This is a genomic window from Enterobacter cloacae complex sp. P38RS, assembly GCF_014930775.1.
GTDB lineage: Bacteria > Pseudomonadota > Gammaproteobacteria > Enterobacterales > Enterobacteriaceae > Enterobacter > Enterobacter bugandensis.
This window is the reverse complement of record NZ_JADBRS010000003.1, coordinates 214996-233179: the sequence shown is the minus strand read 5'-3', so window position 1 is coordinate 233179 and position 18184 is coordinate 214996. Positions and strand designations below refer to the sequence as shown.

Below are 18184 nucleotides of genomic sequence, written 5' to 3'. Positions count from 1 at the left end.
TTTCGTTTAATTTCTGCCTTCGGGCATGACCACATCTGGAGGTTACCGTGGACGTCAGACAAAGCATCCACAGCGCGCACGCCAAAACGCTGGATACTCAGGAACTGCGCAGCGAGTTTTTAGTTGAGCAGGTGTTCGAAGCCGATAAGTACACCATGGTCTATAGCCACATCGACCGCATTATCGTGGGCGGCATTATGCCGGTGGCGAAAACCGTCTCCGTGGGCGGTGAAGTAGGCAAGCAGCTGGGCGTAAGCTACTTCCTGGAGCGTCGTGAACTGGGGGTGATTAATATTGGCGGGCCGGGCACGATTACCGTGGACGGCCAGTGCTACGAGATTGGCCACCGCGACGGGCTGTACGTCGGCAAAGGGGCGAAAGAGGTGGTCTTTGCCAGCATCGACGGCGGTAAACCCGCAAAGTTTTACTACAACTGCGCCCCGGCGCACACCGCTTATCCAACCCAAAAAGTAACGCCCGCGGACGTTGCGCCCGTGACGCTGGGCGACAACCTCACCAGCAACCGCCGCACCATCAATAAATACTTCGTGCCGGATGTGCTGGAAACCTGCCAGCTCAGCATGGGTCTGACCGAACTGGCCCCGGGCAACCTGTGGAACACCATGCCGTGCCATACCCACGAACGCCGCATGGAAGTCTACTTCTACTTCAACATGGATGAAGACGCCTGCGTGTTCCACATGATGGGACAGCCTCAGGAAACTCGCCATATCGTCATGCATAACGAGCAGGCGGTGATTTCACCCAGCTGGTCTATTCACTCCGGCGTGGGGACGAAAGCCTATACCTTCATCTGGGGGATGGTTGGAGAAAACCAGGTCTTCGATGACATGGACCACGTCGCGGTTAAGGATCTGCGCTAGTCGCGGGCAGTTAAGCATACATCTGCCTGTTGATGACAGGCGCTGAAAGAGTAAGGAACAAACATGATTCTGGATGCATTTTCTCTGCAGGGTAAAGTGGCCGTGGTTTCCGGGTGTGACACCGGACTGGGCCAGGGGATGGCGTTAGGCCTGGCGGAAGCGGGCTGTGATATCGTCGGGATTAACATCGTTGAGCCCACGGAAACCATCGAACGCGTAACCTCTCTGGGCCGCCGTTTTCTCAGCCTGACCGCCGACCTGCGTAAAATCGACGCTATTCCGGAGCTGCTGGATCGCGCGGTGGCGGAATTTGGCCATATCGACATTCTGGTCAACAACGCGGGGCTGATCCGCCGTGAAGACGCGATTAACTTCAGCGAGACCGACTGGGACGATGTCATGAACCTGAACATCAAGAGCGTATTCTTTATGTCCCAGGCGGCGGCGAAGCACTTCATCGCGCAGGGCAAGGGCGGCAAGATCATTAACATCGCGTCGATGCTCTCCTTCCAGGGCGGCATCCGCGTGCCGTCTTACACCGCGTCGAAAAGCGCGGTGATGGGCGTGACCCGCCTGCTGGCGAACGAATGGGCGCAGCACAACATCAACGTCAACGCGATTGCGCCGGGCTACATGGCCACCAACAACACCCAGCAGCTTCGTGCTGACGAAGAACGCAGTGCGGCGATCCTGGAGCGTATTCCGGCGGGCCGCTGGGGGCTGCCGAGCGATCTGATGGGGCCGGTAGTGTTCCTGGCTTCCCCGGCATCGGACTATATCAATGGTTATACCGTCGCGGTTGATGGCGGCTGGCTGGCGCGATAACCTAACTTATGACAAATACCTCTGCTCTTCGGCGGAGGTTTTTTTTGCTTAAATTTGTCAAAGTCCATATTGATAAACACGAAAAATCCATACTTAAAAATCATAGATGACTGCCATCACATTTTTATTATTTAAAAATTAAGGTGTTAGTAAAATTAGGTGATTATCCAGCATTAGTTGAAATTGTAATGTCCATCACAGATCGCTATGCCATAGCGAAATAATCCATATCTTCACGAATTCCGGCCTGACACTTTTCCCCGCTATCTCGTAATTTCATTTAACGAATTTTGCTGTTGAGGCAGGAAAAATATGACATCTATAAATGACTCTACCCTGATGCCCGCCGCGCTGCGCGATACCCGCCGCATGAACCAGTTTGTCTCCATTGCGGCAGCCGTGGCCGGTTTGTTGTTCGGCCTGGATATCGGCGTGATCGCCGGGGCGCTGCCGTTTATTACCGATCACTTTACGCTGAGTAACCGCCTGCAGGAGTGGGTGGTGAGCAGCATGATGCTCGGCGCGGCCATCGGTGCGCTGTTTAACGGCTGGCTTTCGTTCCGCCTTGGGCGTAAATACAGCCTGATGGTCGGGGCGGTCCTGTTTGTTGCCGGGTCCATTGGTTCGGCGTTTGCCACTAACGTTGAAGTGCTGCTGCTCTCCCGCGTGCTGCTGGGCGTGGCGGTGGGGATTGCCTCCTACACCGCGCCGCTGTATCTCTCCGAAATGGCGAGCGAGAACGTGCGCGGCAAGATGATTAGCATGTACCAGCTGATGGTGACGCTGGGCATCGTGCTGGCGTTCCTGTCCGATACGTACTTCAGCTACAGCGGTAACTGGCGGGCGATGCTCGGCGTGCTGGCGCTGCCTGCGGTAGTGCTGATTGTTTTAGTGATCTTCCTGCCCAATAGTCCGCGCTGGCTGGCGCAAAAAGGGCGTCACGTGGAAGCGGAAGAGGTGCTGCGCATGCTGCGCGACACGTCTGAGAAAGCGCGTGAAGAGCTGAACGAGATCCGCGAAAGCCTGAAGCTGAAGCAGGGCGGCTGGTCGCTGTTTAAGGCTAACCGCAACGTGCGCCGCGCGGTGTTCCTCGGGATGTTGCTGCAGGCGATGCAGCAGTTCACGGGGATGAACATCATCATGTATTACGCCCCGCGCATCTTCAAAATGGCCGGTTTTACCACCACGGAACAGCAGATGATCGCCACGCTGGTGGTGGGGCTGACCTTTATGTTCGCCACCTTTATTGCGGTGTTCACCGTCGATAAGGCCGGTCGTAAGCCTGCGCTGAAAATTGGCTTTAGCGTGATGGCGCTCGGCACCCTGATCCTCGGCTACTGCCTGATGCAGTTTGATAACGGCACGGCGTCCAGCGGCCTCTCCTGGCTCTCCGTGGGCATGACCATGATGTGTATTGCTGGCTACGCGATGAGCGCCGCGCCGGTGGTGTGGATCCTGTGCTCTGAAATTCAGCCGCTGAAATGTCGCGATTTTGGTATCACCTGTTCCACCACCACCAACTGGGTGTCGAACATGATCATCGGTGCGACCTTCCTGACGCTGCTGGATGCGATTGGCGCGGCGGGAACCTTCTGGCTCTATACGGTGCTGAACGTGGCGTTTATTGGCGTGACATTCTGGCTAATTCCAGAAACCAAAGGCGTGACGCTGGAACATATTGAACGCAAGCTGATGAGCGGGGAGAAACTGCGAAATATCGGCGTGTAAGGGTTAATGCCGGGTAAGCGCAGCGCCACCCGGCGTTTTGTTAGCGTGATGCTGAATAACTACCAACTTTGATAGCAATTCCTCAGATAGTCCATTCTCGCGTTCAGATTATTCTTATTTTCTTGTATTATCGGGCAACTGAACTCACCCGGCAGGAATTTACTGCACCCGAAACAGAAGAACGGCTATGTCAGCAATGGATTTCAAAAAAAATACGGACCTCGATTTTTCCTCATATGCTCCTCCAGCAGTCAGTTCAAAAGAGATCGATCTTCTGGGCCTGTTAGATATTCTGATTACCGCGAAAAAACGCATTGCCACCATTATCTTTGTTTTCGCGCTGGCAGGTCTGGCAATTGCGCTTCTACTGCCGCAAAAATGGACCAGTAAAGCGGTGATCACTCCGGCGGAACAGACACAGTGGAACCCGCTGAGCCAGATGATGGTTGCGCTGCAGGTTCTTGATGTGAAGGTGCCGGTTACCCGTCAGGAAGTCTTTGACCTGTTTATTAAAAAATTCCAGTCGCAGTCATTGCTTGAAGAGTATATGACCTCTTCCCCTTACGTGATGGCGCAGCTCAAGAATGCGCAAGTGGACCCGCTTGAACTGCACCGTGCGGTTGTCAATATTGCAGACAAAATGAAAGCGGTGAATGATGTTCAGGGAAAAGATGCGGATAAAGCGCCTTTCGTCTCCTGGACATTGAGCTTCACCGCGCCGACCGCAGCCGATGCCCAATCCGTTCTGGAGGGGTATATCAACTATATCTCGGCGATTGTTGAGAAAGAAACGGTGCAGAATATCCGCAACCAAATCGCCCTCAAAACGAACGAGGTAGAGCAGCAGCTGACGCTCGACCGCGTTCGTCTGACCAATGTGCATAACACCAACCTGCAGCGGCTGAACTATTCGCTGGAAGTGGCGAATGCGGCGGGCATTAAGAAGCCTGTTTATAGCAACGGACAAGGGATAAAAGACGATCCGGATTACTCCGTTGCGCTCGGGGCTGACGGTATCGCGGAAAAGCTAAGGATTGAAAAAAATCTGAAGGATGTGACGGAGCTGAACGCGGACTTCCAGAACCGGGAATATTACCTGGCGCAGCTGAAAAAACTCTCCTTCGCAGACGTTAAGCTTGAGCCATTCAGGTATCAGCTTTCGCCATCGATGCCGGTGAAAAAAGACGGCCCGGGCAAAGGCATGATTGTCATTCTGGCGGCGATCCTTGGCGCTCTGTTTGCCTGCGGCAGCGTATTACTCCGTGAGGCCATGCTCAGCCGAAACCCATTGCCAGAGCCGGTAACGGAATAAATTCTGCACACATGAAGGCGCTGCTACAGCGCCTTTTTTATTTCAGGAAATCCTCGCGCACAGGCGTAAAGGTGTCCAGCAGCGTGCCGGCCCTGAGGCAGACGCAGCCGTGCATCACATGTGGTTGTTTGTAGAGGGTATCTCCCGCCGTTACGACATGCTTCTCTTCACCAATGGTAAACTCAAATTCACCAGAGAGAACATAGGTTAACTGTTCGTGCGGGTGGTTATGCAGTGGGCCAATCGCGCCCTGCTCAAACTGTACTTCAACCGCCATCATCCTGCCGCCGTGGGCCAGCACGCGACGCGTAACGCCGTTCCCCAGATCTTCAGACGCGGTCTCTTTGTGGAACATAAACATGGCTTTGCCCTTCATAATAAAACAGTGTTTTATTTAATTTACATTGGCCAGCTTAAAAAGAAAACGACGTAATAAAGAACTGGAAACAGGATCACAAGTTTGCTTCACTGGCTTAAACAGATAAGGAGCGATGATGAAAACGATTGGCCTGATAGGTGGGATGAGCTGGGAATCGACAATCCCTTATTACCGCCTGATTAACGAAGGCGTAAAGCAGCGTCTGGGCGGCCTGCACTCCGCGAGCCTGCTGCTGCACAGCGTTGATTTTCATGAAATCGAAGCCTGCCAGTCGAGCGGCGAATGGGATAAAGCCGGAGAAATCCTGGCTGATGCCGCGCTGGGGCTGGAGCGTGCGGGGGCGCAGGGCATTCTGCTGTGTACCAACACGATGCACAAAGTGGCCTCGCACATTGAAGCGCGCTGTTCGCTGCCGTTCCTGCACATCGCGGACGCCACCGGACGCGCCATTCGCGCTTCGGGAATGTCGCGCGTGGCCTTGCTGGGCACACGTTACACCATGGAGCAGGATTTCTATCGCGGGCGCTTGCACAGCGAGTTTGGGATTGAAAGCCTGATCCCGGATGAGGGGAACCGGGCGCGCATCAATCAGATTATCTTCGACGAGCTCTGCCTCGGAACCTTCAGCGAAACCTCCCGCGCATATTACGTCAGCTTAATAGATAAACTGGCGCAGCAGGGGGCTGAAGGGGTGATTTTCGGCTGCACGGAGATCGGTTTGCTGGTGCCGGCCGAACGAAGCCCCATCCCGGTGTTTGATACCGCGGCCATTCACGCGGCAGATGCCGTGGAATTTATGCTGTCATAACGGGTTTTGCAGGTCAGGTAAGCGAAGCGCCACCTGACGCGCATGCTCAACTAAGTGTTCGGTGAATGCGTCCACCAGCGCGGAAGCCGGACGGTGCAGCGGGCGGATAAGGCTTACGGTGAACGGGACGGAAACGCTAAAACGGCGGATGACGATCCCGCTTCCTGCATAGTCCAGCGCCGTAAGCGGATTGACGACCGCAACGCCAACGCCCGCGCGCACCATCGCGCATATTGACGCCGCGCTGTGGGTTTCAACGACCATCCGCCGCTTCACCTGATGCTCAGAAAAAAGCGTATCCAGCAGTTGCCGGTAGCTGTCCGTTTGCGACAGGCTAATGTAGTTTTCACCATGAAAATCCGCGGGTGTCAGCACTGCTTTGTGGGCAAGCCGATGCCCGGCGGGCAGAACGCACACTTCATCCAGCGCGAGCAGTTCCGTGCGCGCCGTTCCTGCGGGTGTCGAGAGGGTTTCGGTTAACCCGAGATCGTGCCGCTGTGCCGACAGCCACTCTTCAAGCAGAGGCGACTCCTGCGGGACGATGGTGAGATTGACCTCAGGATAGCGGGCCAGAAAAGGCTGGAGCAGCGTCGGTAAGAAGGACTGAGAGAAGACGGGCAGGCAGACAATCGACAGCTCGCCCTGACGAAACTCGCGCAGGCTTTCCGCCGCGCTGACGATTCTGTCCAGCCCGTACCATGAGCGCTGCACTTCCTCAAACAGGCGCAACCCCTGCACCGTCGGGTGAAGCCTGCCCCGGGCGCGTTCGAACAGCTTCAGCCCCAGCACTTTCTCGAAGCGCGCCAGCTCGCGGCTGACCGTCGGCTGCGAGGTATGCAGCATCTGCGCGGCTTCGGTGAGATTGCCGGTGGTCATCACGGCGTGAAAAATCTCGATGTGGCGTAAATTGACGGCGGGCATAGGGCACCTGAAGGCAAGGAACTGTCCATATCATTTTTGCATAGACTCGCGATAAAACGATATTTTTTATTCTGCTTCCGCTGTGGCGTAATCATTAAAAATGAATTGAACCGGAGAAGACCATGCCACGCCCGCTCAACCAGACGGATACCGATTTGAACGCTGAAAACCTGCTGCGCCTGCCCGCCGAGTTTGGCTGCCCGGTATGGGTCTACGACGCGCATATCGTTCGCGAGAAGATCGCCGCCCTGCATCAGTTTGACGTGGTGCGTTTTGCCCAGAAGGCCTGCTCCAATATTCATATTCTGCGCCTGATGCGCGAGCAGGGCGTGAAGGTTGACTCCGTGTCGCTGGGTGAAATCGAGCGTGCGCTGACGGCAGGCTTTGATCCGAAAACCGATCCTGACGCGATCGTCTTTACCGCGGATGTGATCGACGACGCCACGCTTGCGCGCGTGCATGAACTGCAGGTGCCGGTGAACGCCGGTTCTGTGGATATGCTGGAGCAGCTTGGGCAGGTTTCACCCGGCCATCGCGTCTGGCTGCGCGTCAACCCGGGCTTTGGACATGGCCATAGCCAAAAAACCAACACCGGGGGCGAAAACAGCAAGCACGGGATCTGGTATGCCGATATGCCTGCCGCGCTTGAAGTACTGCAGCGCTACAGCCTGAAGCTGGTCGGTATTCATATGCACATTGGCTCCGGCGTCGATTACGGGCACCTGGAGCAGGTGTGCGGGGCGATGGTGCGCCAGGTTGTCGACTTCGGTCAGGATCTGGAGGCGATCTCCGCCGGTGGCGGTCTTTCCATTCCTTATCGTGAAGGGGAAGAAGCGATCGACACCGATCACTATTACGGCCTGTGGAGCGCCGCGCGCGATCAAATTGCCGCGCATCTGGGCCATGCCGTGAAGCTGGAAATTGAGCCGGGTCGTTTCCTGGTAGCCGAAGCCGGCGTGCTGGTGGCGCAGGTACGCAGCGTCAAAGAGATGGGCTCCCGCCACTTCGTGCTGATTGATGCGGGCTTTAACGACCTGATGCGTCCGTCCATGTACGGCAGCTACCATCACATTACCGCCCTGGCTGCCGATGGCCGCGATTTAACGCACGCGCCGCGCCGCGAGACGGTTGTCGCAGGCCCGCTGTGTGAATCCGGTGATGTGTTTACCCAGCAGGAAGGTGGCAAAGTTGAAACCCGTGCGCTGCCCGAGGTGAAGCCGGGCGATTACCTGGTGCTGCACGACACCGGGGCGTACGGGGCGTCTATGTCCTCGAACTACAACAGCCGTCCGCTGCTGCCGGAAGTGCTGTTTGATAACGGCAAGGCGCGGTTGATCCGTCGTCGCCAGACCATTCAGGAACTGCTGGCGCTGGAACTCGTTTGATTAAAGTACGGCCCCGTTGTGACCGAATCGCGTAATACCAGCGTGCCGGTAAACGGCGGGATCGCATCGACCGGCTGGTTCTTCGCCAGCCGGATCGCCTGATCGATAGCCGTGACGATCATGTTATCTATCGGCAGATAAACCGATGACAGCGCAGGCTCCAGCCACTTTGCGCTTGGGGCATCGTCAAAGCCGAACAGGGAGATATCCTGCGGGATCTTAAGCCCTGCCTGATGCAGCGCTTTGGACGCGCCCAGCGCCATATCATCGTTACAGGCAAACAGCGCGCTGAACGACACCCCTTCAGCAATCAGCTCCTTACACAGCTCATAGCCCCGCGTCATTCCCGCATCACCGTACTTTATTCGACGCTCGTCCAGACGAATGCCGTGCTTTTCCAGCGCCTTACGGTAGCCCATCAGCCGCGCTTTACCCGTGGGGGTGTGGATCGGAACGGTAATGCAGGCGATCTCCCGGTGGCCCTGATTGATCAGGTAATCCACCGCCTTAAACGCGGCATCCTGTTGTTCGAAGAACACGCAGCGCTCCGGTGCCTGGCTGACTTCACGGTTGATGACCACCAGCGGCGTTTGCACGGTATTAATCAGCTTGATGATCGCTTTTTCGCTCATATAGCGCGTGTAAAGCACGATGGCATCGCACTGGCGGTCGGCCAGCATTTGCACCGCCTGCTCTTCCTGCTCTGGCGCGTCGTGACCGTCGGTGACGATCAGCTGTTTCCCGTGGGTTTCGGTCTGCCGCGACGCCTGCTGCAAAAGACGACCAAAGTAAAAGCCGTCGAAGGTAGAGACGACCAGACCAATGCTGTTGCTGGTCTGGTTAGCCAGCGAACGCGCGAGAAAGTTTGGGCGGTAGCCCAGCTCTTCCATCGCAGCAAAGACCTGCTGACGCGTGCTCTCTTTAACCTGACCTGTGCCGTTCAGCACGCGCGAGACGGTAGCCTTCGACACGCCCGCGCGCAGTGAGACATCCAGCATTGTTGCCATTCTACATTCCTGCTTCCACGTAATGGTTTGCAGTTTAACACAGACCTGACAGCGTATAAGCGATGCGGGAAGCGCAAAACTTCTGCCACGATCACGCTTTTTGGTCACGATTCGCCTGGCCTGCCGGAAGTAAAACTAAATAGTCTGACTCTGGTAAAATAATCGCCAAACCGGGCTGGAGGCGTCAGGCCAGCATATTCATTAAAAACGCAGGTGAAACGTGAAAAAGACCGTCATTCTCCCGCTTTACGAGGCACCGCGCTATGCGGAGCAGGTCACCGACTGGCTCTGGCAGGCCTTTGGCGAGGGGCTTGCGCGGGATTTTTTCCATAGCATCGTCGAGCACAGCCAGACGCCGGGTGCCCTGCCGCTGACCTTTATCGCCGTAGAGGATGAACGGCTTCTCGGGACGGTGGGACTCTGGCGCTGTGATTTGATTACCCGTCAGGATCTCTGTCCGTGGCTGGCGGCGCTCTACGTTGACGACGCGGCGCGCGGCAAGGGGCTGGCAGGAAAGTTACAGCAGCATGTTATACGCTTCGCCGCACGGGCCGGGTACGAGGAACTTCATCTCTGGTCTGCCTGCCGCGACTTCTATGAACGTTACGGCTGGCAGTATATTGGCGATGGGCTGGAGTATCCGGATAAAACGGTACACCTGTATCGCTATTCGCTCTGCGCGTCAGCGGGCGCAGCAACGGAGTGACGGCGCACTAACGTTGGGCTGAAGAGATGGGTAATCTCCGGCGGCTGGCGTTGTTCGGCCAGCGCCAGCGCCAGCTCTGCGGCCTGGGTGGCCATCGTGATGATGGGGTAGCGTACGGTGGTCAGGCGCGGGCGCACGTACCGGGAGACCAAAACATCGTCGAAGCCAATTAGCGAGATTTCCGCCGGCACCTCGATCCCGTTGTCATTCATGACGCCCATTGCCCCGGCGGCCATCGAATCGTTATAGCTGGCGACCGCGGTGAAATTCCGTCCGCGACCCAGCAGCTCCGTCATGGCCTGTTCGCCGCCGCTCTCATCCGGTTCACCGTAGGCCACCAGACGGTCATTGCACGGCAGACCGTTTTCGCGCAGGGCGTCGTAGTAGCCCTGCAGGCGGTCTTCCGCATCAGAAATGGGGTGATTGGAGCAGAGATAGCCAATCCGGGTATGACCCTGTTGAATCAGATGACGGGTCGCAAGCCAGGCGCCGTAGCGGTCGTCGAGGGCTACACAGCGTTTTTCAAAGCCGGGGATAATACGGTTGATAATCACCATGCCGGGCATTTGCTTCATCAGGTGAATTAGCTCGGCATCCGGGATCATTTTGGCGTGTACCACCAGTGCAGCGCAGCGGTGGCGGATCAGCTGCTCGATGGCCTGGCGTTCTTTTTGTTCGTTATGATAGCCATTGCCGATCAGCAAAAAATTGCCTGTCTGATAAGAAACCTGTTCAACGGCCTTCACCATAGCGCCGAAAAAGGGGTCAGAAACATCGCCCACCACCAGCCCAATCGTTTCTGTGGACTGCTGGGCGAGCGCCCGGGCATTGGCATTAGGATGATAATTCAGGGATTCCATGGCGCTTTGTACCGCCTGACGTGATGCGTCACTGGCTTTAGGTGAATCATTAATCACGCGCGAGACGGTTGCCACCGACACGCCTGCCAGACGGGCCACATCCTTTATTGTCGCCATTCATTACCTTCTTATTGGGGGTAAGCGTTTACACACCAAATAGTGTTGCGGAAAAGCGCCGTGCATTCAAGGGGGGCGGGTTTCCGCTCTCCACAAACGTGACGCAGCACACCCCTGGTGGTGTAATCGTTACACGCCCAGTCATGTCAGAAAAATGTGAATCTGAACCTTTAGTTACACTTTGCCTCAGGCTGTTGCGATTGTCCGATAGCAAGGGCGTTAAGGAGGTTGATACAGTTGAGATCCCAGAGGTATTGATTGGTGAGAATTCTTAGTACGGATTCGTACTCATCTCTTGCACCAACCTGCGCGGATGCGCAGGTTTTTTTTCGCCTCCACTTTTGCTGTCGCTCCCTTACCACTTCTCGTGTAATCTGCCACCATTTACTATCGACCCTCCACACTGGCTGGCAAAGGGAGTTGAGATGCTATTTGGGTTCTTCCGTACGCTTTTCCGTATTCTGTTTCGCATCCGCATCACCGGCGATGCCCGGGCGCTTCGCGGCGAACGCGTGCTCATCACACCAAACCATGTTTCCTTTATAGACGGCATCCTGCTGGCGCTGTTTTTGCCCGTGCGCCCGGTGTTTGCGGTGTATACCTCCATCAGCCAGCAGTGGTACATGCGCTGGCTCACGCCGCTGATTGATTTTGTACCGCTCGACCCGACAAAGCCGATGATGATTAAGCATCTTGTACGTCTGGTCGAGCAGGGGCGTCCGGTGGTCATTTTCCCGGAAGGACGAATCTCCGTGACCGGTTCACTGATGAAAATCTACGACGGCGCGGGATTTGTCGCGGCGAAGTCAAAAGCGACCGTGGTGCCGCTGCGTATTGAAGGCGCGGAGCTTACTCATTTCAGCCGTCTCAAGGGACTGGTGAAGCAGCGCCTGTTCCCCAAAATTACGCTGCATATCCTGCCGCCAACGTCGTTAGCGATGCCCGACGCGCCGCGTGCCCGCGATCGCCGTAAAATCGCCGGGGAAATGCTGCATCAGATTATGATGGAAGCGCGTATGGCCGTGCGCCCGCGCGAAACGCTGTACGAATCCCTGCTTTCCGCGCAGTACCGCTATGGCGCGAAGAAAAACTGCATTGAAGACATCAACTTTACTCCGGATACCTATCGCAAACTGCTGACCAAAACCCTGTTTGTGGGCCGTATTCTGGAGAAGTACAGCAAAAAGGGCGAAAAGATAGGCCTGATGCTGCCTAACGCGGGCATCAGCGCGGCGGTGATTTTTGGCGCGGTTTCCCGGGGCCGTATTCCGGCGATGATGAACTACACGGCGGGCGTGAAGGGGCTGACCAGCGCCATTACTGCCGCGCAGATTAATACCGTTTTTACCTCCCGCCAGTTCCTTGACAAAGGCAAGCTCTGGCATCTTCCCGAGCAGCTTACTCAGGTGCGCTGGGTCTTCCTCGAGGATCTGAAAGCGGACGTGACCACCGGCGACAAGCTGTGGATTTTTGCGCATCTGCTGATGCCGCGTCTGGCCCAGGTCAAGCAGCAGCCGGAAGATGACGCGATTATCCTCTTCACGTCGGGATCGGAGGGCAACCCAAAAGGCGTCGTCCACAGCCACAAGAGCATTCTGGCGAACGTTGAGCAGATTAAAAGCATCGCCGACTTTACTGCGAATGACCGCTTTATGTCGGCGCTGCCGCTGTTCCACTCCTTTGGCCTGACGGTGGGGCTGTTCACGCCGCTCCTGACCGGCGCAGAAGTGTTCCTCTACCCGAGCCCGCTGCACTACCGCATCGTGCCGGAGCTGGTGTATGACCGTAACTGCACCGTGCTGTTCGGGACCTCAACGTTCCTCGGCAACTACGCGCGTTTCGCCAATCCGTATGACTTCTATCGCGTGCGGTATGTGGTGGCCGGTGCGGAAAAGCTGCAGGAGAGCACGCGCCAGATCTGGCAGGACAAGTTTGGCCTGCGCATCCTCGAAGGCTATGGCGTTACCGAGTGTGCGCCCGTGGTCTCGATTAACGTGCCGATGGCGGCGAAACCGGGTACGGTTGGCCGAATTCTGCCGGGGATGGACGCGCGTCTGCTGGCCGTGCCGGGCATTGAGGACGGGGGACGTCTGCAGTTAAAAGGACCAAACGTGATGAACGGGTATCTGCGCGTGGAAAACCCGGGCGTGCTGGAAGCGCCGACGGCGGAAAACGTCAACGGCGAGATTGAAACCGGCTGGTACGACACCGGTGATATCGTCCGTTTCGATGAACAGGGCTTTGTTCAGATACAGGGACGCGCGAAACGCTTCGCCAAAATCGCCGGTGAAATGGTCTCGCTGGAAATGGTGGAACAACTGGCGACGGCCGTGTCCGCCGAGAAGATGCACGCCACGGTCGTAAAGAGCGATGCCAGCAAAGGCGAGGCGCTGGTGCTGTTTACCACTGACGCAGAGCTTAAGCGCGACAGGTTACTGAGCTATGCGCGTGAACACGGTATTCCTGAACTGGCCGTGCCGCGCGATATTCGCCACCTGAAGCAGCTTCCGGTACTGGGAAGCGGGAAGCCCGATTTCGTGACCCTGAAAGGTATGATTGAAGAGGCGGAACAGCAAAATGCGTGAGTCAGTACACACTAACACCTCCCTCACGTCGAAAGGCATGATGGCCGTCATCGCCGCGCAGTTTCTCTCTGCGTTCGGTGATAACGCGCTGCTGTTTGCCACGCTGGCGCTGCTGAAAGCCGAGTTTTACCCCGACTGGAGTCAGCCGATCCTGCAGATGGTGTTTGTGGGCGCTTACATTATATTTGCTCCCTTCGTGGGACAGGTGGCGGACAGCTTCCCGAAAGGCCGGGTGATGATGTTTGCCAACGGTCTCAAGCTGCTGGGCGCTGCCAGTATTTGCTTTGGCTTCAACCCGTTTATTGGCTACACGCTGGTGGGCATTGGCGCCGCCGCCTACTCCCCGGCGAAGTACGGCATCCTCGGAGAGCTGACCACGGGGGATAAGCTGGTCAAAGCCAATGGCCTGATGGAGTCGTCAACCATTGCCGCTATCCTCCTCGGCTCCGTCGCGGGTGGCGTGCTGGCCGACTGGCATGTTCTGGTGGCCCTGGGCGTGTGTGCAGTGGTGTATGGTGGGGCGGTCGTGGCTAACCTGTTTATTCCGAAGCTGCCGGTGGCTCGCCCGGGCCAGTCCTGGCGCTTTAAACCAATGACCGGCAGTTTCTTTACCGCCTGCCGCGTGCTGTGGCGTAACGGTGAAACGCGTTTCTCCCTGATGGGGACCAGTATGTTCTGGGGCGCGGGCGTTACGCTGCGCTTCCTGCTGGTTCTGTGGGTACCGGTGGCGCTGGGGATCACCGACAACGCGACGCCGACCTATCTGAATGCGATGGTGGCGATCGGGATTGTGGCTGGGGCGGGCGCGGCGGCGAAGCTGGTGACGCTTGAAACGGTTGCACGCTGCATGCCAGCGGGGATCCTGATTGGCCTCGTGGTGCTTATTTTCTCGCTGCAACATGCGTTATTGCCCGCTTATGCTCTGCTGATCCTGATTGGTATTCTGGGGGGCTTCTTCGTGGTACCGCTGAATGCGTTACTCCAGGAGCGTGGCAAGCAGACCGTCGGGGCGGGGAATGCCATTGCGGTTCAAAATCTCGGTGAAAACCTGGCCATGCTGTTAATGCTGGGGCTCTACTCGCTGGCGGTAAAAGTGGGTGTCCCGGTGGTGGCGATTGGCGTCGGATTTGGTGGGCTGTTCGCGGCGGCGATTGCGGGATTGTGGATCTGGCAGCGTCGCCGTTAATAAGTAGCCGGGTGGCGGCTTCGCCTTACCCGGCAAAAGCATCAGCTACGGCGCAGGATAGGTATAAACCTGATGGACCGCTTCAATCTCGGCTAACACCTCTTCACTCAGGTTCAGATGGAAACTCTCAATGTTAGTTTTCAGCTGTTCCATAGTCGTCGCGCCAAGCAGGGTACTGGCAACAAACGGCTGACGGCGCACGAAGGCCAGCGCCATCTGCGCCGGATCCAGGCCGTGGCGCTTCGCGATATCCACATAGGCAGCAACGGCTTTTTGCGTCTGCTTGCCGCTGTAGCGGGTAAAGCGGCTAAAGAGGGTATTACGCGCCCCGGCCGGTTTCGCACCGTTCAGGTATTTCCCCGTCAGGGTGCCGAAACCGAGGCATGAATAGGCGAGCAGTTCCACTTCCTCATATTGCGTCACTTCAGCCAGCCCCACCTCGTAGCTGCGGTTAAGCAGGCTGTACGGGTTCTGGATGGTGACGATGCGCGGCAGATCGTGTTTATCCGCCAGGTGCAGATAGCGCATTACGCCAAAGGCCGTTTCGTTGGACACGCCAATGTAGCGGATTTTTCCCGCGCGCTGGCATTCGGTCAGCGCCTCCAGCGTTTCCAGCAGCGTAACGGCGGGGGCGCTCTCATTCCAGCTGTAGCCGAGCTTGCCAAAACAGTTGGTTGGACGCTGCGGCCAGTGGACCTGGTAAAGGTCGAGATAGTCGGTTTGCAGGCGCTTCAGGCTCGCGTCCAGCGCGGCGCGGATATTTTTGCGATCGAGGATCTGGTTTGGGCGGATCCCGGCATCGTTGTTTCGCGCGGGGCCACTGACTTTCGAGGCAATAACCAGCTTTTCACGGTTACCGCGTTTTGCCAGCCAGTTACCGACGTAGGTTTCGGTAAGTCCCTGCGTTTCAGGGCGTGGAGGCACAGGGTACATCTCTGCGACATCAATCAGGTTAATCCCCTGGCTGACGGCATAATCGAGTTGTGCATGGGCATCGGCTTCGCTGTTTTGTTCACCAAATGTCATCGTGCCCAACCCCAATTGACTTATCTCCAGAGCGCTGTGGGGGATACGGTGATAATGCATAGCCGGCTTCCTTCAATAGACATGTAGAGCGCGTCAGGAACCTCCCGACAAAGGAATATAAACATGGCAGAGGGGAAGCAAAAGGGGAAGAAAAAAATCAAAAAGGCCAGTAGGCTACTGACCTCCGACTGTTATCGCTCAATAATTTGCGAGACTTCGTCGCGATTGATCTGCATTTTATTGCCTGCCTGGTCGTGGTAGCTGACCAGACCGGTATCATCGTCGACTTCAGGTTTACCGTCAGTCAGGATCATCCGGCCGTCTTTCGTCGCCATGACGTAATCGCTGCTACAGCCCGAAACGGCAAACGCCAACCCGACTGCTGAAATTAACACCGCCCATTTTTTCATCGTTATCGTCCTCATCTGGCTCGTATCAAATCATAGTGTAGTATTAACCCGTTATAGCTACAGGGTGAAGCGGTAAAATCTTAAAAACCAGGCGATTATGTTTGTGAGCTCGCAAAATAAGTAAAAAACTATGTTTTAAGTAAGAAATGACGAGCAAGCAGCGCGCCGGTGAAATTTTTTTTGAGATAAAAACCGCGCGGCAGCGTCAGTATGGGTTCGCCCATCGCGCCGATCGCCTCGGTAAGCGCTTTGCTGTTTGCCGCTTTCGGGCGCAGCTGTAACACTTCTCCGTGCCGGGCGGTAATTCGCTCGACCTGACCGAGCACAATCATGTCCATCAGTTCCTCCCAGTCCAGGCGCAACTGATGCTCCTCTTCTTCATCCGGGCTCCAGAGCAGCGGCGCGCCAACGCGGCGTTCAGCTAACGGGATCTGCCGTTCGCCTTCAACCGGAACCCAAAGCACGCGATTCAGCTTATGGCGCACGTGGCTGGTTTCCCACGTTACGCCGGTATTGCCGGTTAAGGGCGCAACGCAGACAAAGGTAGTCTCCAGGGGCCGACCCTGGCGGTCGATAGGAATGGTTTTTAACTCTACGCCAAGGGCCGCGAAATCTTGCTCTGGCTTGCTCCCGGCGCTTGCCCCCAGCCACAGCTCCAGAAGCATGCCGATCCAGCCCTTATCTCGTTTCAGATCCTTCGGGATCTGTAGCCCTGCCATCGCCGCCAGTTCGCCCAGCGAGAAGCCTGCAAGGCGCTGAGCCTGATGTAGCAACTGGCTTTCGCTCGAAGGCGGTGAGAGCAAGGGTGAAAGCGGATGCATGACGATAACCTTTTGATTAAAAAATAAACGAAGAAACAGTCCCCTGTGGATAGAGTTTAACTTTTTCTGTGCCAATATTCCATGTGCATGATTTATAAGTTTTTTTATGAATTTTTCACGGTTTCATCAGGGACGCAAAACGGGTTGTTCAAATCTGGTCACTGACAATAAACAGGATCTTACACCATGTTATCCACAGAAAAATGGGATAACTGGGCATAACCCTGACTACTGTTTCAATTTACAGCCTTGACGTGCGACGAAAATCCAAATTTCAGACAAATTGTGCCTAACTTATTGGCACAATCTGTGGATAAAACCGACGCTGTTCGATCTTTCATCAGCACGACGATCCCTGCTGTGACGATCGTCACGCTATTCTGCATTTTGTTTGTCGATATGAATATAAAATCATGAAAAATATAGCTTTATGTTGAAGGTGAGAAACGGGAGGGCAGAGGCCATTTCAGGTTGTTCATCGGTAATCAGACACTTCTTCACAACTATATCCACAGAAAAGGTGAATAAAATTGCCCTTGAGACCGCACATCTGTTTATAACTCTGCGCTTATTTGTGAGTTATTCAAATGTTATTAGGTTGCAGGCCTGTAAGAGAGTGGTTTACCGCCTCACTGTAGTGTGAAACAATCATTCATATATAAGGTTTAGTTTGGGGTAGTCCGGTGATTGATGACGATGGCTACCGCCCGAACGTAGGAATAGTAATTTGTAATCGTCAGGGCCAGGTCATGTGGGCCCGTCGATATGGTCAGCACTCCTGGCAGTTCCCGCAAGGCGGGATCAATCCGGGGGAGTCCCCAGAACAAGCGATGTACCGGGAGCTTTTTGAAGAGGTCGGTTTAAGCCGAAAAGATGTTCGCATCCTTGCCTCGACCCGCAACTGGTTGCGTTACAAGTTACCGAAACGTTTGGTGCGTTGGGACACAAAGCCGGTTTGTATCGGCCAGAAACAGAAGTGGTTTCTTCTGCAGTTGGTGGGCAACGATTCGGACATCAATATGCAAACCAGCAGTACGCCGGAGTTCGATGGCTGGCGCTGGGTGAGCTATTGGTATCCTGTTCGTCAGGTCGTGTCATTTAAGCGCGATGTTTACCGTAGGGTGATGAAAGAGTTTGCAAGTGTGGTGATGCAGCTTCAGGAGGTCCCGCCTAAGCCGCAGAGCGCACCTGCCTGGCGACGTAAAAGAGGTTAAGCTACGCAAA

General features: G+C 55.8%; 17 protein-coding genes. 10 read left to right on the top strand and 7 right to left on the bottom strand.

Translation table 11 applies throughout. The features are described from left to right. Positions 1 to 47 precede the first annotated feature (47 nt). The 4 genes from kduI (at position 48) to wzz(fepE) (ending at position 4749) form a co-directional block, all read left to right on the top strand. Entirely contained in the window at positions 48 to 884 is an 837-nt protein-coding gene (kduI, locus tag IM303_RS06925) for a 5-dehydro-4-deoxy-D-glucuronate isomerase (protein WP_193359749.1), read from the top strand. A gap of 63 nt (positions 885 to 947) precedes the next feature. Further along, positions 948 to 1709, top strand: a complete 762-nt coding sequence (kduD, locus tag IM303_RS06920; RefSeq protein ID WP_048999238.1) for a 2-dehydro-3-deoxy-D-gluconate 5-dehydrogenase KduD — start codon at positions 948 to 950, stop codon at positions 1707 to 1709. Positions 1710 to 2021: 312 nt separating this feature from the next. Beyond that, positions 2022 to 3437 carry a sugar porter family MFS transporter gene (locus tag IM303_RS06915; protein WP_028014298.1) on the top strand — a complete coding sequence of 472 codons (1416 nt, stop codon included), beginning with the start codon at positions 2022 to 2024 and terminating at the stop codon, positions 3435 to 3437. 187 nt (positions 3438 to 3624) lie between these two features. Then, the gene (gene wzz(fepE) / locus IM303_RS06910; RefSeq protein WP_048999239.1) at positions 3625 to 4749 is read left to right on the top strand and encodes an LPS O-antigen length regulator Wzz(fepE); all 1125 of its coding nucleotides are present in this window, start codon (positions 3625 to 3627) and stop codon (positions 4747 to 4749) included. A 37-nt stretch (positions 4750 to 4786) separates the two neighbouring features. On the opposite strand, the gene IM303_RS06905 is transcribed toward wzz(fepE), so the two are convergent. Then, on the bottom strand, positions 4787 to 5110 hold the full coding sequence (locus IM303_RS06905) for a cupin domain-containing protein (RefSeq protein WP_028014296.1): 324 nt from the start codon (positions 5108 to 5110) through the stop codon (positions 4787 to 4789). Positions 5111 to 5243: 133 nt separating this feature from the next. On the opposite strand from IM303_RS06905, the gene IM303_RS06900 reads away from it, so the two are divergent. Then, entirely contained in the window at positions 5244 to 5936 is a 693-nt protein-coding gene (locus IM303_RS06900; protein ID WP_048999240.1) for an aspartate/glutamate racemase, read from the top strand. Here IM303_RS06900 and IM303_RS06895 read toward each other — a convergent pair. Continuing rightward, entirely contained in the window at positions 5931 to 6857 is a 927-nt protein-coding gene (locus IM303_RS06895) for a LysR family transcriptional regulator (protein ID WP_048999241.1), read from the bottom strand. The genes IM303_RS06900 and IM303_RS06895 overlap by 6 nt on opposite strands. A 122-nt stretch (positions 6858 to 6979) precedes the next feature. On the opposite strand from IM303_RS06895, the gene lysA reads away from it, so the two are divergent. Beyond that, a complete protein-coding gene (gene lysA / locus IM303_RS06890; protein ID WP_048999242.1) occupies positions 6980 to 8242 on the top strand; it encodes a diaminopimelate decarboxylase in 1263 nt (420 codons plus the stop codon). Here the strand turns inward: lysA and IM303_RS06885 are convergent. Beyond that, entirely contained in the window at positions 8212 to 9249 is a 1038-nt protein-coding gene (locus IM303_RS06885) for a LacI family DNA-binding transcriptional regulator (RefSeq protein ID WP_028014292.1), read from the bottom strand. The genes lysA and IM303_RS06885 overlap by 31 nt on opposite strands. A 220-nt stretch (positions 9250 to 9469) precedes the next feature. On the opposite strand from IM303_RS06885, the gene IM303_RS06880 reads away from it, so the two are divergent. Further along, entirely contained in the window at positions 9470 to 9955 is a 486-nt protein-coding gene (locus IM303_RS06880; RefSeq protein ID WP_041908378.1) for a GNAT family N-acetyltransferase, read from the top strand. Here the strand turns inward: IM303_RS06880 and galR are convergent. Continuing rightward, a complete protein-coding gene (galR, locus tag IM303_RS06875) occupies positions 9916 to 10932 on the bottom strand; it encodes an HTH-type transcriptional regulator GalR (RefSeq protein ID WP_193359748.1) in 1017 nt (338 codons plus the stop codon). The two genes, IM303_RS06880 and galR, sit on opposite strands and share 40 nt — an antisense overlap. 425 nt (positions 10933 to 11357) lie before the next feature. Between galR and aas the strand changes: the two genes are divergently transcribed. After that, entirely contained in the window at positions 11358 to 13517 is a 2160-nt protein-coding gene (aas, locus tag IM303_RS06870) for a bifunctional acyl-ACP--phospholipid O-acyltransferase/long-chain-fatty-acid--ACP ligase (protein WP_193359747.1), read from the top strand. Continuing rightward, positions 13510 to 14703, top strand: coding sequence for a lysophospholipid transporter LplT (gene lplT, locus IM303_RS06865; RefSeq protein ID WP_193359746.1), 1194 nt, complete (start codon positions 13510 to 13512; stop codon positions 14701 to 14703). Before aas ends, lplT begins: the two co-directional genes overlap by 8 nt. Before the next feature lie 45 nt (positions 14704 to 14748). On the opposite strand, the gene IM303_RS06860 is transcribed toward lplT, so the two are convergent. From IM303_RS06860 to mutH, 3 genes are all read right to left on the bottom strand, one after another. Further along, a complete protein-coding gene (locus IM303_RS06860; RefSeq protein ID WP_048999245.1) occupies positions 14749 to 15789 on the bottom strand; it encodes an NADP(H)-dependent aldo-keto reductase in 1041 nt (346 codons plus the stop codon). A 131-nt stretch (positions 15790 to 15920) separates the two neighbouring features. Continuing rightward, positions 15921 to 16139: a YgdI/YgdR family lipoprotein gene (locus IM303_RS06855; RefSeq protein ID WP_014885085.1), complete on the bottom strand. Its 219-nt coding sequence runs from the start codon at positions 16137 to 16139 to the stop codon at positions 15921 to 15923. A 128-nt stretch (positions 16140 to 16267) separates the two neighbouring features. Next, the gene (gene mutH / locus IM303_RS06850) at positions 16268 to 16960 is read right to left on the bottom strand and encodes a DNA mismatch repair endonuclease MutH (protein WP_048999246.1); all 693 of its coding nucleotides are present in this window, start codon (positions 16958 to 16960) and stop codon (positions 16268 to 16270) included. A gap of 683 nt (positions 16961 to 17643) precedes the next feature. On the opposite strand from mutH, the gene rppH reads away from it, so the two are divergent. Further along, a complete protein-coding gene (gene rppH / locus IM303_RS06845; protein ID WP_045355585.1) occupies positions 17644 to 18174 on the top strand; it encodes an RNA pyrophosphohydrolase in 531 nt (176 codons plus the stop codon). Positions 18175 to 18184 lie beyond the last annotated feature (10 nt).